The sequence below is a fragment of the Methylorubrum sp. Q1 genome (assembly GCF_004683995.1).
Classification (GTDB): domain Bacteria; phylum Pseudomonadota; class Alphaproteobacteria; order Rhizobiales; family Beijerinckiaceae; genus Methylobacterium.
Genome location: NZ_SRHQ01000019.1, coordinates 50,299 through 63,675 on the forward strand (window position 1 = coordinate 50,299; position 13,377 = coordinate 63,675).

The following is a 13,377-nucleotide window of genomic DNA, read 5'->3' on the forward strand; positions in this document are numbered from 1 at the left end:
GAGCGGTCCCAGGCGACGAGGCAGGCTCGGTTCGAGGGGCCGCGCCGGTCGATCACCCTACGCGGCCTTGCGGCCGCAAAGACCGGATAGAGGGTGCATTTCGGCCGATGTGGTGACATATCCACGATCTCGGTGCGCCGGCCGGCCGCCGTCAACCCGCTGCGCTGTCCGCGGCGGGACCGTTCCGGACCTCGTGAAGATCCCGCGATGAAGATCACCCAGGCCTTCACCTTCGAGGCGGCCCACCGCCTGCCGAACGTGCCGCAGACCCATCGCTGCCACCGCATGCACGGGCATTCCTACCGCGTGGAGCTGACGGTGGCGGGCGCGGTCGATCCGACGAGCGGTTGGGTGGTCGATTTCTACGACATCGAGAGCGCCTTCGCCCCACTCCTGGAGCGGCTCGACCACCATTGCCTCAACGAGATCGAGGGGCTGGAGAATCCCACCGCCGAGCATATCGCGGCCTGGATCTGGCATCGCGCCAAGCCGGCGATTCCGGGGCTTTCCAGCGTGCGGATCTTCGAGACGCCCTATTCCTGGGCCGAATACGAGGGCGACTGACCATGCCGGAGGACGCGGCCGTGGCGAATGGTGAGGCCGGGGCCCTGGTGCTGTTCTCCGGCGGCCAGGATTCGGCGACCTGCCTCGCCTGGGCGCTCGACCGCTTCGCGCATGTGGAGACGCTCGGCTTCGATTACGGCCAGCGCCACCGGGTCGAACTCGATCGGCGCGCGGCTTTGCGGCAGGGCCTGACCGCCCTCGATCCGGCCTGGGGCCGCCGGCTCGGGCCGGATCATACGCTGGCGCTTGCCGCGCTCGGCGAGATCTCCGACACGGCGCTGACCCGCGACAGCGCGATCGCGTTTGCGCGCGACGGCCTACCCAACACCTTCGTGCCCGGCCGCAACCTCGCCTTCCTCACCTTCGCCGCCGCGCTCGCCTACCGCCGCGGCCTGCGCCACATCGTCGGCGGCATGTGCGAGACCGACTATTCCGGCTATCCCGATTGCCGCGACGACACGATCAAGGCGCTGCAGGTCGCGCTCAACCTCGGCATGGAGCGCCGCTTCGTGCTGCACACGCCCCTGATGTGGATCGACAAGGCGCAGACCTGGGCGCTCGCGGAAAGCTTGGGCGGACGCGCCCTCGTGGATCTCGTCGTCGAGGAGAGCCATACCTGCTATCTCGGCGAGCGCGGGGCGCGCCACGCCTGGGGCTACGGCTGCGGCACCTGCCCGGCCTGTGACCTGCGCGCCAAGGGGTTTTCGCGTTATCTCGCCGCGCGAGCGGAATAGGAGGCTTCCCATGCGTGCAGACGCCTTCCTCGAGGCCGTGAAGGCCCTGCCCATCGCCCCTCTCGCCACTCTGGTGCCGGACGAGGGCGGCCTCGTCGTGGTCGCGCCCCACCCCGACGACGAGAGCCTCGGCTGCGGCGGGCTGATCGCGCAGGCCGTGCGAGAGGGCCGAACTGTCCGCGTCGTCATCGTCAGCAACGGCTGCGGCTCGCACCCGAATTCCAAGGCCTATCCGCACGACCGCCTGCGGGACTTGCGCGAGGCGGAGACCGTGGCGGCGATGGCCGAACTCGGGCTGAGCTCCGAGCATGTCCATTTCCTGCGCCTGCCCGATGGCGGCGTGCCGAGCGAGGGCGCAGGCGCGGAGGCGGCGGCGGACCGGATCGCCGACATCGCCCGAGAGGCCGGGGCGAGCGCCCTGTTCGTGACCTGGCGGCACGATCCCCATTGCGACCACACCGCCTCCGCCGCCATCGTCGATCTCGCGAAGGCGCGGCTTCCCGATATCGCGGCCTATGCCTACCCGGTCTGGGGCTGGACCCTGCCGCCCGAGCGCGAGGTCGGACCGCCCCCCGAAGGCTATCGCCTTACGGTGGAAGACGAGCGCGCGGCCAAGCGCCGGGCGGTGGAGGCGCATGCCTCGCAGGTCTCCGGGCTGATCACGGACGATCCGTCCGGCTTCCAGTTGCAGCCGGCGATGATCGACCGGCTCTGCGGCCCGCACGAGTGGTACATCGCGCTGCGCTGATCCCCTTTCGCTGCCCCTCTTCATTTGGGTTTCAGGTTGGGGCTGGCAGGACGGGTACGACCGTAAAGCTTGGCCCGAACCGGAATCCCCGTGAGCACCATCAGCGTCGTCACGCTCAACAAGGGGCGCGACGCCCATCTCGCCCGACTGATCGAGGGGCTCGCCCGCGGGCCTGCCCCCGCCGAATGCGTCGTCGTCCAGATGGGCCCCGCCCCCGAGCCGCTGCCCGCAACGCCGTTCCCGCTGCGGCCGATCGCCTTCCCGAGCGCCGGCCTGCCGCTCGCCGCCGCGCGCAATGCCGGCCGGGCGGCGGCCTCCGGCGACATCCTCGTCTTCCTCGACGTCGATTGCATCCCCTCCGCCGGCCTCGTGCCGGCGCTGGCCGCGGCGGCGGCCGCGCATGACGGCCTCGTCTGCGGGCCGATCCGCTACCTGCCCGCGGGCGCGGTGCAGGACGGCTGGCAGGAGGCCGACCTCCTGCGGGCCGGGCTCCTCCACCCGGCCCGGACTTTCCCGAACGGCGGCGTGGCGGAGACGAAGAATCCCGGCCTGTTCTGGTCGCTCGCCTTCGCGGTGCGCGCCTCGACCTACGACCGGCTCGGCGGGTTCGACGAGGGCTATGACGGCTACGGCGCCGAGGATACCGATCTCGCCTTCCGCGCGGCCGAAATCGGCGTGCCGGTTCTGCTGGCGGGCGCACCGCCGGCCTTCCACCAGCATCACCTCTCCTGCGACCCGCCGCTCCAGCACTTCGCCGACATCGTCCGCAACGCGCGCCGCTTCCGCGCCCGGCACGGGCTCTGGCCGATGGACGGCTGGCTCGATGCCTTCGCCCGGCTCGGCCTGATCGGCGAAAGCCGCGAGCCCGACATCACCCTCCTGCGCGGCCCGAGCCCGGAGGAGATCGCCGCCGCGCGCGTGCCACCCGAGCGGCCGTTCTGAGCGGTTTTTGGGGCGCGGATGCCGTCGATCCCGTTCACGACCTTAGCTTGAGAGGCACAAGCGGAGCGGCGGCCTCAAAGAGGCTCCGGGCGTCACGCGGGATTTTCGCCGCCGGACGGCGGATCGGCCTCCCATCATGGATGACGCGCCGTTACAGTTTCGGTCGCGTGGGCTCGGCCCGCCCCATGATCCTGCCAAGCAACATCCGTGGCGCAGCGTAGCATTGACGGCTCGCACGCACGTGTAGCGCCGATCATTCCGGCCCTATCTCTTGTACTGTGGCGCGATGATCCGCCGCATCGCGTAAAAAGTTTTCGGCACTCGGCGCGAACTCTTTGAGATGCGGCTGGTTCTCCGGGGATCTCATCTCTCCTTTGAACCCAGGAGCCTCGCTGACCGCCAAGCCCCCGCCCGTTCCGTCGGCCAACCGCTCCGACAAGGGGCAGGGAAGCGCCCCCGAGACCGCGACCACCCAGGGCCGAACCTCGTCGCAGACGAAGGACCCGGACAAGATCGGCCAAGCGGGCAACTCGAAGATCAGCACCACCCATCAGGGTCATCAGCAGGATCGCTGAATGAGCACCTCCAGCACGCATCCCAACGCCGACCGTCACCATGGCGGGCCGGGCAGCAGCCATCAGGACCGGTCGAAGCCCTCTGCCGATCCGGATCACGGGCCGACACCGGGCAGCCCGACGAACGGCTCCAAGTCCGGCGTGTCCAGAGGCGGTGGCGAGCGCGACGCGCTCCACGCCCATCGCGGCCCGGGCCATGCCCCCGACCGCACCGACCGCTCTCATTAACGGCAGCGCACTGCACCGACATCGAGCGGAACGATCCGCTCCGCATCAGGAGAACCGCTATGGACGAGAGCCGCAAGCACGATTCCCTGCGCGACTTCAACGCGAATGCCGACCGTAACGGGCAGGATTTCGGGCAGGACAGTCCCCTCGACGTCGCCCGCCCCGCCGATCTCCAGCGCGCCCTCCAGGAGGATCCGGGCGGGGAGGCCCAGGTGGCGCGCACGGCCTCCGACTTCGACCGGCGTGATTCGATCGAGGGCGGCAGCATCGAGTCGGTCGAGGCCACCGAGGCGGAGACGCCGCCGGAGAACCTGCGCCGCATCAGCGACCCGAGCTACACGCCCAAGCGCTGATCGGCCCGGCCACGGAGCATGGAGGCGCGGCCGTTGGGTGAGTGCCCGCCGCCGCGATCCTATATCTTGCGATCCTCGCGCCCGCTCCGGCCCGGAGGGTCGACGGGCCGGAGCGCTCGTCAGCCCGCATCCCGGCACAGGGTCTCGATCGCGGCGGCTGTCCGCGCCAGCGCGTCGGGCTCGGCGAAGCGCCGAACCACGTCCGGATCGAGGGCGAGCCCGCGGGCGACGAGGGGGGCCCACGCCGCGGGATCGGGCCAGCCGCGTTGGACGACGGCCGCGCCGAGCCGTTCCAGCGCCTCCGCCTTGGCCTCCTGCTCGTCATAGGCGCGCGGCTCCGGCAGGCACAGGAAGCGCTTGCCGAGGCCCGCCACGACGGTGACGAGCCCGTCGCCCGCCCCCCCGATCACGAGAGAGGCCGGGACGAGATGTGGGCGCACATCCGTGACCCATCCGTGGAGATGCAGGTTTTTCGGAACCGCGCCCGCGCCGGTCACCGGCCCGAGGACGTGCCAAGCCCGGTCCGGGACGGCGTTGGCGACCTGAGCGAGCCTGTCCAGACGCCCGCCCTCGCCGCCACGCCCGAACACCACGACGATGCGCCCATCCTCCTCGGAGACCGCCCCCGCCGGAGCCCCCCCGAGGAAGCCGCCATAGATAGTCTTTTCACGCATCCAGGCCGGCACGTCGCCGCCGTCGAGGGCTTCGGGAAAGGGGGCCAGCAGCCGCGAGGCGGCGCGGAACGCTTCCAGGTGCGGCGGGTCCGTGCGGGTGCCGGAGAGGCGCACCACGAGGCTCGGCACCGACAGGAGCCGGACCAGCAGCGCCACCTCGGCCGAGACATCGACGACGATCAGCGCCGGGTCGTTCTCCGCCGCCCAGGCGGCGATCCGGCCCATCCGCGCGCGGATGCCCGGATGGTTCAGCGGCACGTAGTGGAAGCATTCGGGCCGCTGCCCCACGCCGTCCTGCCCGTCGAAGCTCCGATCGAGGCGGTCGTCGGGCAGGTCGAGGACGGGGCCCGGCGCGCCTGAGATGTCGAGCCCGGCAAAGCTGCCCATCAGCGTGCAGGGCCGCCCGAACGCCTCGAGCGCCCGTGCGAGCGTGATCGCCCGCTGCAGGTGCCCGGCGCCCTGATGGTGGACGTAGTAGCCGACCGGACGCGTCATGCGGGCTCCGAGACAAGTGCGGCGCGAGGCGGCAAGACCGCCGGGACGACAGGCCGGCGTCAGGCGGCTTTATCGCGCCCCAGGGCCGCGGCAAGGTTTTCGAGGGCCGCCAGCGCCTCGTCGAGGCCGCATTCCGGCGCGGGGCCGTCCCGCGCATCCAGGCGGGCATGGGCCCGCTCCACGAAGGCGATGTCGTTGGGGCAGGCCGCCGGATCGATGGCGGCGAGGTCGTCCGCATCGAGCCCGAGCGCGTGCAGGGCGGACGGCGCGGCGCCCTCGCGATAGGCGCGGCGCAAAGCGGCCCGGCGCAGGATGATCCGCTGCCAGTGGGCGGCCACCGGCAGCCGGTAGGCCTCGCCCTCGCGCACGACGCGGGCACGGCGCAGCATCTCGGTCGCCATGCCGCCCTCGGCCCGTCCGGCGGTGCGGGCCGAGACGAGCACCGACACGGCGGGGCAGTGGCGCAGGCGCCCGCCCGCCCGCTGAACCGCGGCGACCAGGGCGTTGTCCTCACCGCGGGGCAGAGCCGGCAGGCCGCCGACGGCGCGATAGAGCGAGGCCCGGAGCGCGAGACTTCCGCCGGTATGGTCGCCGTGGCGCGGCGCCGGGTCGTGGGACGGCGGATCGAGGGCGTCTTCCAGCGCGCGCACACCCGACCAGTAGCGCTCGACCCGCGCGTGGAAGACGGCGAGCGCGGGGTCGGCCCGATCCTCGTCGTCGATCACGAGCCTGCCGCCGACGATCTCGGCGTTCTCCAAGGCGCGCAGGTTCGCCGCGACCCAGCCGGAGGCGAGCCGCGCATCGGCATCGGTGGTGAGCAGCACGCCGTCCGGCGCGCCCTCGCTCTCCAACCACTCGGCGCCCGCATCGAGGGCGCGGCGGCGGGCGGTGCCGACATGGGCCTCGGACGGGGCGAAGGTCGCCTCGATCAGGCGCAGCGCCAGGGTGTCGAGCGCGCCAGAGTTTTCGAGCGCGCGCACCGCCTCGACCGTCCCGTCGGTGCAGTTGTTGCTGACGATCACGACCTTCAGGGGGGCGGCCGCCGAGAATCCCTCCTGCGCGGCGAGCGCCCGCAGCAGGCGTGGCAGGCGCTCGGCCTCGTTGCGGGCCGGGATGCAGACGACGGCCGGGCTGGAGGGCGCGGGCATCGTGTCAGGCCGCCGGGCGTTCGAAGAGGGCGGCGCGGGAACTCTGGACCGGCGCCCCCGCCAACACCTCGCGGTAGAGTTCCTCGTAGCCGTCGGTCATCACCTGGGCGTCGTAGAGCGTCTCGGCCCGGCGGCGGCAGGCGCGGCGGTCGAGGCCGACGGCGCGCTGGATCGCGCGGGCCAGCGCCGCCACGTCGTCGGCGGGCGCGAGCGCGCCGGAGAAGCGATCAACGATGTCGGGGATCGCGCCGCGGCCGAAGGCGGCGACCGGGGTGCCGCAGGCCAGCGCCTCGGCGACGACGAGGCCGAACGGCTCTTCCCAGCGCGGCGAGACGATGGCCGCCCGCGCCCCGCCGAGCTGGCGGGCCAGCTCCCGGTGGGAGAGGTGTCCGACATAGGCCGCATCCGCTCCGAGACGCGGGGCGATCCACTCGTTCCAATAGCGCGGATTCGGCTGCGGGCCGGCAAAGCGCAGGGGGATCCCGGCGCGGCGCGCCGCGTCGATGGCCAGATGCGTGCCCTTCTCCGGCACGATCCGCCCGCTCCAGAACACGTAGCCCGCCGGGTCGGCCTTGGGGCTGAAGGCGAAGGTCGAGAGGTCGATGCCGTTGCCGATGACGCGGGCATCCGGCACGAGCGGTTGCCATTCCTGCGCCAGCGACGGCGAGACGGCGGCGAAGATCATGCCGGGCTTGGCTGCGCGCACGCCCTCGGCCAGCGATTCGAAAGGCGGCGTGTGCAGCGCCGTCGTCATCGGCACGGGGAGCGTGTGGCTCGCGCGCAGCGGCAGATCGTGCAGGCTGTTGTTGTGCACGATGTCGAAGCCGCCGCGCGCGACCGCTTCCATGATCCGCTCGTAGGCCACGAGTTCGGCGCGCTCGATCCGCTCGCAGGCCACGGGATCGCCCAGGGCGTCGCCGGTCGGCGGGCAGACGGGGTTCGGCACCAGCGCCGGGTCGGAGCCCTCCGAGGCGAAGAGCGTGACCCGGTGCCCCCGCGCCCGCAGCGCGCCGGCCAAGTGATGCGTGTGCATCTCGAGGCCGCCCAGATAGGGCTGTCCGATCGGGAACTTGAGATGGGCGATGACGGCGATCTTCAAGGGCATTGTCCGACGTCGGTGGCGGGAAGGACTCTGGGATGAGTCCAACGGCCAGGCTTCCAGCCGCACCATCGCCGTTCGTCTAGGAACGCCCGATGAACGAACCCTTCAGGAAATGGAGAGCTTGGGGAATAAAAGTGCCGCAGGTTGCGGACGGGTCCCAAATTCGTGTGTGCCGCCGCCAAGCACCGCGCCAGCCGCGTTCGGGCAGTAACCTGCGCGCGGATTGTGCCCGGAAACGCTATGGCCCGAGGCGCGATCGACGCGGCGACCTGTCGTCGACATCACGGCCCGTGCCGCGATGGGACGCTCTACATGGGTGTCAGCTCTAACCGTCCGCGCCGTGCCTCAGCGCGTCGGGAAGGATTGATGGACGACTTCACCACCTGCGACGGCGCGAGCGGCTGGTCTGGCGCGAACCATACGAGGCGATGAGCGACACCATCGCTCGCAAGCACGAGCGGCGCCGTCGCGCCCAGGATCGCCTTGCCGCGCGAGACGGAGCGGCTGAGGACTACTCGTCCTCGCCGAACTTGTCGGCGAGCAGCGCCTCGATCGCGTCGAGAGCGGCTTGCCCGTCGTCGCCGACGGCGACCACGGCGATGGAAGTGCCCTTGGCGGCCCCCAGCGTCAGCAGACCCATGATCGAGCGCCCGCCGACGGTCTCGCCGCCGCGGGTCACCGTCACGGCGGCGGTGAAGCGCTCCACCGTCTGCACGAACTTGGCCGAGGCGCGGGCATGCAGGCCGCGGCGGTTGATGATCGGCAAGATCCGGACGAGGCCACCCTCGGGCACCTCCGGCTGCGGCTCGACCTCGCCGTCCACGCTCTCTCCCATCGCCCCTGGCACTCCCTCCCCCGCCGCTTCGGTGCGGACCGGCGACGCGTCGAGGCGCGCCGTTCCGGATGCGGGACGATGTGGTTAAGCCGGGAGCGGGGCGAAGAAAAGGCCGTGCGGGGGTGAGACCGGGCTACTTGCCCGCAAGAACCCGCGAGGCGACGTTGATGTACTTGCGGCCCGCCTCCTGCGCATGGAGCACGGCGTCGCCCAGGCTCTCGGCCTCGCGCACGCTGGCGAGCTTGATCAGCATCGGCAGGTTGATCCCGGCGACCACCTCGACCTGGCCGCCGTTCATGCACGACAAGGCGAGGTTCGACGGCGTACCGCCGAACATGTCGGTGAGAACCACGACGCCCTGACCGGAGTTGACCCGACCGACGGCGGACATGATGTCGCCGCGGCGCAGCTCCATGTCGTCCTCTGGGCCGATCGTAATCGTCTCGACCTGCTTTTGAGGGCCGACGACATGCTCCAGGGCGGCCTTGAACTCGGTCGCTAACAGCCCGTGTGTGACGAGCACCATTCCAATCATCGAAGCGTGTTCCAACGCCCTGTGAGCGGAGACGCCATCTTGTGCAGCGCAAGGTGAAGCGCAAGCGGGTCGCGTCGTTTTGCGCGACACAACGGGCTCACCATGACACGGCCGCGGCAGCCGCGCTACACATCGTGGACACCGCCGGGCACAAGAGCCGCCGGGTGCGTCCGCATTGCCACGCCGGCTCGAAGCGCCTCACGGATCAGGTATTCGCGGGGATGGCGCGGTTCAAGGGCGAGGCGGGGCAGCTCGACCCCGAGAAGCATGGTGGTCGCGGCGTTATCGGGAAGGCGCTCGGCCTCCACCACGAGATCGACCACGAGGCGCAGCACCGCGGCCGGTGCATGCGCCGCCAGACGGCGAAGGCCGAGGCCGCGGATCTCGATCAGGCCGGCGAGCGCCGGATGGGGCCGGGCCACGACGCGGCCGTGATGGACCTCCAGCCGGATGCGGTCATCGCCGACGAGGCGGGCATGGCGCCCCTCCAGGAAGAAGCGGTCGAGCAGAGCGAGGCCGAGCGCCGACTTGCCCGAGCCGGACGGCCCCCGGATCAGCAGGCCGGCCTCGTCGAGGAGGACGCAGCTCGCATGCACCGTCTCCCGGGGTCGCCCCGGCGCGGCGCCCTCCCCGCTCATGCCGCGAGGTCGTCGTCGCCGTAGCGGTCGGCCCGGGGGGCTACGGGCAGGCGCACGATGAAGCGGGCGCCCCGCACCGTCGGGTGCCCCTCCTCGTCGGCCGGGCCGGGCCGGTTCTCGGCGCGGATCGAGCCGTGATGGGCCTGGATGATCTGCCGCGAGATCGACAGGCCGAGCCCGGAATTCTGGCCGAAACCCTGTTCGGGCCGGTCGGTGTAGAAGCGCTCGAAGATCCGCTCCACGGCGTGTTCGGGGATGCCCGGCCCCTCGTCCTCGACCACGAACTCGACCTCGTTCTTGAGGCGGCGCAAAGCCACCCGCACCTTGGCGCCGGGCGGGGAGAACGAGCGGGCGTTGTCGAGCAGGTTGTTGACGACCTGCCCGAGGCGGCTGTCGTGGCCGATGATGCGGAACGGGTCCTCGATCTCGCCGCTCGGCCGCTCGATGTCGAACTGGATCACCGCCGCCTTGGCGCGGCGCCGCTCGTTCGCCACCGATGTCACGGTGGTCAGGAGCTTGCCGAGATCGACCCGGCGCGCCTCCGCGCGGGCGAGCTCCGCGTCGAGGCGGGAGGCGTCGGAGATGTCGGAGATGAGCCGGTCGAGGCGCTTCACGTCGTGCTGGATGATCTGCATCAGCCGGCCGCGCGATTCGTCGGTCTTGGCCAGCGGCAGGGTCTCGACGGCGCTGCGGAGCGAAGTCAGCGGGTTCTTCAGCTCGTGGCTGACATCGGCCGCAAAGCTCTCGATGGCGTCGAGCCGCCGGTAGAGCGCCTGCGTCATGTCGCGCAGCGCACCCGAGAGGTGGCCGATCTCGTCGGTGCGGCTCGTGAAGTCGGGAATCTCCTGGCGCGACTTGATGCCCCGGCGCACCCGCTCGGCGGCGTCGGCCAAGCGCCGCACCGGCCCGGCGATGGCGCCCGCGAGCAGGATCGACAGCACCAGCATCACGGCGGCCGCGACGAGGAACACCTGGAGCAGGCCGAATCGCTCGGAGGCGATCACCCGGTCGATGTCGCCGCCTTGCGTCGAGACCATCAGCACGCCGCGCACCGAGCCCGCGCGCTGGATCGGCACCGCCACCGAGACGATGGTCTCGCCGCGCTCGTTGCGCCGGGAGATCGTGCCGCGCGAGCCCTTGAGCGCCGCCTGGACCTCGCGGAAGGCGCGCCCGTCCTGCGGCCCCGCCTCCTCCTGGGCCGAGCGCTCGCTGATGACGAGGCCGAGAATGCGGGTGCCGACGAAATCCCAGATCCGCTCCAGCACGTTGGGCTTGGGCGGCTTCACCACGGTCTCGCTGCGGCCGATATCGCCGCGGGCGTAGAGCGTGCGGGTGTCGAACAGCAGGCTTCCCTCGCTGTCGTAGACCCGGGCGCGGTTGCCCGTCGGGGTCACGAGGCGTCGCAGAAGCGGCGCGACCTTCTCGGGATTGAGCGAGAAGGCGAGCGAGGCGGGATCGTCGTCGAATTCCCGGCCCTCGCCGGCCTGCTGCTGCAGGAGCTTGTCCGGATCGACGCGGATCGTGTCGGTGTCGACGGAGGCCTGGGCGGCGATGGCGCCGGCGATGATGTCGCCCTGGATCAGCAGGCTCTGCACGCGCGCCTGGATCAGCCCCTGGCGGAACTGGTTCAGGTAGAGGAAGCCGAACAGGAGGACGATCAGCCCGACGAGGTTGAGCACCACGATGCGGCGCGTCAGGCTCGACGAGGCGCGCTGGCCGACCGCGTTCCAGAGGTCGCGCGGCCAAGTCAGGGGCGGGCGGGTGAGGGAGCCGACGAGCCGCGCGAGGACGCCGCGGCGCGCGTGGGCCTCATCGGAATCGGGCTGGCGGGACAGGGGGGCGAGCATCGACGGACGGGACCGCGGGGGAATCGCCTCAACCCTCCTTGAAGCGGTAGCCGACGCCGTAGAGCGTCTCGATCATGTCGAAGCTCTGGTCCGTCACCTTGAACTTCTTGCGCAGCCGCTTGATGTGGCTGTCGATGGTGCGGTCGTCGACATAGACCTGATCGTCGTAGGCCGCGTCCATCAGGGCGTTGCGGCTCTTCACGACGCCGGGGCGCTGGGCCAGCGCCTGGAGGATCAGGAACTCGGTGACGGTCAGCGTCACCGGCTCGCCCTTCCAGGTGCAGGTATGGCGCTCGGGGTCCATCATCAGCTGGCCGCGCTCGAGCGAGCGGGCGGCGGCCTCGGCGTCGCGGGCGGCCGCGCCCGGGGTGGCGTCCTTGGGGGCGAAGCGGCGCAGCACCGCCTTCACCCGCTCGACCAGCAGGCGCTGGGAGAACGGCTTATGGATGAAGTCGTCCGCGCCCATCTTGAGGCCGAACAGCTCGTCGATCTCCTCGTCCTTCGACGTCAGAAAGATCACGGGAAGGTCCGATTTCTGCCGCAGGCGCCTGAGAAGCTCCATTCCGTCCATGCGCGGCATCTTGATGTCGAAGATGGCGAGATCGGGCGGGGAGTGACGCAGACCGTCCAGCGCCGAGGCGCCGTCGGTGTAGGTCTGGATGCGGTAACCCTCGGTCTCCAGCGCGATCGAGACGGAGGTCAGGATGTTGCGGTCGTCGTCGACGAGGGCGATCGTGGGCATGCAGTTTCCCTGACTTGACGGCGCGCGCGCCGCCCCTGGCGCGTCCTTGGCGGGGCCCGCAACGGCGAGGCTCGGTACCCGCAAATCGGGGACCGCCAGCCGTGCGGAGGGTCTCGTCCTTTACGACCATCGTTCGAAAAAAGCGAGCGGCAGTCTAAGCTTGGCCGTGCCGGATGGCTTGGATAAGAGCGTTGGGATGGGGAAAAAGGGCGGACAACGCGCCGCGCCCAGCGCCGGCATCGCCCCTCGTGCGGAGCGCTCGCGCCGCGCTATGCTCCAGCCCGAAACCGGGAAGGAATGCTTTCATGGCCAACGACGCGATGCCGCCTGCGGGGGAACGGCGCCGGCCGGCCGAACCGCTGCCCGCCTCGGAAGCCCCGTTCGATGCGATCGGGCTTGCCCGGTATCTTCTGCGCAGCGTGCGATCGGGCGCGCTCGCCACGATCGACGCGGCCGACGGCACGCCTTTCGCCTCCCTCGTCACCCTCGCCACCGACAACGACGGCACGCCGGTGATGCTGCTCTCGCGTCTCTCGGCGCACACGCGCAACCTCGATCACGACCCGCGCGCCTCGCTGCTGTTCTCGGTGGGCGGCAAGGGCGATCCACTTGCCCATCCGCGCCTGACGGTGACGGGCCGCGCCGCGCGCTCCGACGAGCCGCGGATCCGCGAGCGCTTCCTGGCCCGCCACCCAAAGGCGAAGCTCTACGCCGACTTCCCCGATTTCGGCTTCTTCACCCTCGCTCCCACGGCCGGCCACCTCAACGGCGGCTTTGCCAAGGCGGCGACCCTGACGCCGCAGGAACTGCTCCTCGACATGGCCGGCGCCGAGGCCATCGTCGCGGGCGAGCGCGGCGCCGTCGAGCATATGAACGCGGATCACGCCGACGCGCTCGCCCTCTACGCCGCGGGCGCCGGCGAGCCCGGCAGCGGCTGGCGGCTCACCGGGCTCGATCCGGAGGGGCTCGACCTGATGGCCGGCGACCGCACGGCGCGGGTGCCCTACCCCGAGCCGGTGCGCGACATGGGCGCCTTGCGCAAGAGCCTCGTGGCGATGGCGGCCGCAGCGCGGGCCGGCTCCGCGGCCGAGGCCGCCCCTAAGCCCGCCGGGCCGGCCTGAGCCCGTTCGGCAGGCCCGCCGCGCAAACAAGGCAAGCGCCCGCGGCGCCCCCCGCCTTGGCGTGCGTGCCCGCCGCTGCTATCTCCGCCCGGACAA

The 13,377-nt window shown here is 71.3% G+C and carries 16 protein-coding genes; 8 read left to right on the forward strand and 8 right to left on the reverse strand.

The window, feature by feature from the left end:
- Positions 1 to 207 precede the first annotated feature (207 nt).
- From queD to E4V01_RS17875, 7 genes are all read left to right on the forward strand, one after another.
- The gene (gene queD / locus E4V01_RS17845; protein WP_056197282.1) at positions 208 to 564 is read left to right on the forward strand and encodes a 6-carboxytetrahydropterin synthase QueD; all 357 of its coding nucleotides are present in this window, start codon (positions 208 to 210) and stop codon (positions 562 to 564) included.
- A gap of 2 nt (positions 565 to 566) precedes the next feature.
- The gene (gene queC / locus E4V01_RS17850) at positions 567 to 1,298 is read left to right on the forward strand and encodes a 7-cyano-7-deazaguanine synthase QueC (protein WP_060768887.1); all 732 of its coding nucleotides are present in this window, start codon (positions 567 to 569) and stop codon (positions 1,296 to 1,298) included.
- A 10-nt stretch (positions 1,299 to 1,308) separates the two neighbouring features.
- Positions 1,309 to 2,046 (forward strand): PIG-L deacetylase family protein, encoded by a 738-nt coding sequence (locus E4V01_RS17855; RefSeq protein ID WP_135299266.1) that lies wholly within the window; start codon positions 1,309 to 1,311, stop codon positions 2,044 to 2,046.
- Positions 2,047 to 2,136: 90 nt separating this feature from the next.
- Entirely contained in the window at positions 2,137 to 2,988 is an 852-nt protein-coding gene (locus E4V01_RS17860) for a glycosyltransferase family 2 protein (protein WP_135299267.1), read from the forward strand.
- A 392-nt stretch (positions 2,989 to 3,380) separates the two neighbouring features.
- Positions 3,381 to 3,563, forward strand: coding sequence for a hypothetical protein (locus E4V01_RS17865; protein WP_135299304.1), 183 nt, complete (start codon positions 3,381 to 3,383; stop codon positions 3,561 to 3,563).
- The gene (locus tag E4V01_RS17870; protein WP_135299268.1) at positions 3,564 to 3,791 is read left to right on the forward strand and encodes a hypothetical protein; all 228 of its coding nucleotides are present in this window, start codon (positions 3,564 to 3,566) and stop codon (positions 3,789 to 3,791) included.
- A 59-nt stretch (positions 3,792 to 3,850) separates the two neighbouring features.
- Positions 3,851 to 4,144: a hypothetical protein gene (locus tag E4V01_RS17875; RefSeq protein ID WP_135299269.1), complete on the forward strand. Its 294-nt coding sequence runs from the start codon at positions 3,851 to 3,853 to the stop codon at positions 4,142 to 4,144.
- A 119-nt stretch (positions 4,145 to 4,263) separates the two neighbouring features.
- Here E4V01_RS17875 and E4V01_RS17880 read toward each other — a convergent pair whose 3' ends face one another.
- The 8 genes from E4V01_RS17880 to E4V01_RS17915 all read right to left on the reverse strand — a co-directional run bounded on the left by E4V01_RS17880 (position 4,264) and on the right by E4V01_RS17915 (position 12,160).
- Complete coding sequence (locus E4V01_RS17880) at positions 4,264 to 5,313, reverse strand: glycosyltransferase (protein ID WP_135299270.1); 1,050 nt, start codon at positions 5,311 to 5,313, stop codon at positions 4,264 to 4,266.
- Between the two features lie 59 nt (positions 5,314 to 5,372).
- A complete protein-coding gene (locus tag E4V01_RS17885; RefSeq protein WP_135299271.1) occupies positions 5,373 to 6,461 on the reverse strand; it encodes a glycosyltransferase family 2 protein in 1,089 nt (362 codons plus the stop codon).
- Between the two features lie 4 nt (positions 6,462 to 6,465).
- Positions 6,466 to 7,560, reverse strand: coding sequence for a glycosyltransferase family 4 protein (locus E4V01_RS17890; protein WP_060772163.1), 1,095 nt, complete (start codon positions 7,558 to 7,560; stop codon positions 6,466 to 6,468).
- 514 nt (positions 7,561 to 8,074) lie between these two features.
- Positions 8,075 to 8,398 carry an HPr family phosphocarrier protein gene (locus E4V01_RS17895; RefSeq protein ID WP_060768893.1) on the reverse strand — a complete coding sequence of 108 codons (324 nt, stop codon included), beginning with the start codon at positions 8,396 to 8,398 and terminating at the stop codon, positions 8,075 to 8,077.
- Between the two features lie 133 nt (positions 8,399 to 8,531).
- Positions 8,532 to 8,933, reverse strand: a complete 402-nt coding sequence (locus E4V01_RS17900; RefSeq protein WP_003606016.1) for a PTS sugar transporter subunit IIA — start codon at positions 8,931 to 8,933, stop codon at positions 8,532 to 8,534.
- 125 nt (positions 8,934 to 9,058) lie between these two features.
- A complete protein-coding gene (locus E4V01_RS17905; protein WP_135299272.1) occupies positions 9,059 to 9,571 on the reverse strand; it encodes an HPr kinase/phosphorylase in 513 nt (170 codons plus the stop codon).
- Positions 9,568 to 11,418, reverse strand: coding sequence for a sensor histidine kinase (locus E4V01_RS17910; protein WP_135299273.1), 1,851 nt, complete (start codon positions 11,416 to 11,418; stop codon positions 9,568 to 9,570). The genes E4V01_RS17905 and E4V01_RS17910 overlap by 4 nt, the downstream gene beginning before the upstream one ends.
- A 28-nt stretch (positions 11,419 to 11,446) precedes the next feature.
- Positions 11,447 to 12,160: a response regulator transcription factor gene (locus E4V01_RS17915; protein WP_060768896.1), complete on the reverse strand. Its 714-nt coding sequence runs from the start codon at positions 12,158 to 12,160 to the stop codon at positions 11,447 to 11,449.
- Positions 12,161 to 12,465: 305 nt separating this feature from the next.
- Here E4V01_RS17915 and E4V01_RS17920 point away from each other — a divergent pair, with 305 nt between their 5' ends.
- A complete protein-coding gene (locus tag E4V01_RS17920) occupies positions 12,466 to 13,281 on the forward strand; it encodes a HugZ family protein (RefSeq protein ID WP_135299274.1) in 816 nt (271 codons plus the stop codon).
- Positions 13,282 to 13,377: the final 96 nt, after the last annotated feature.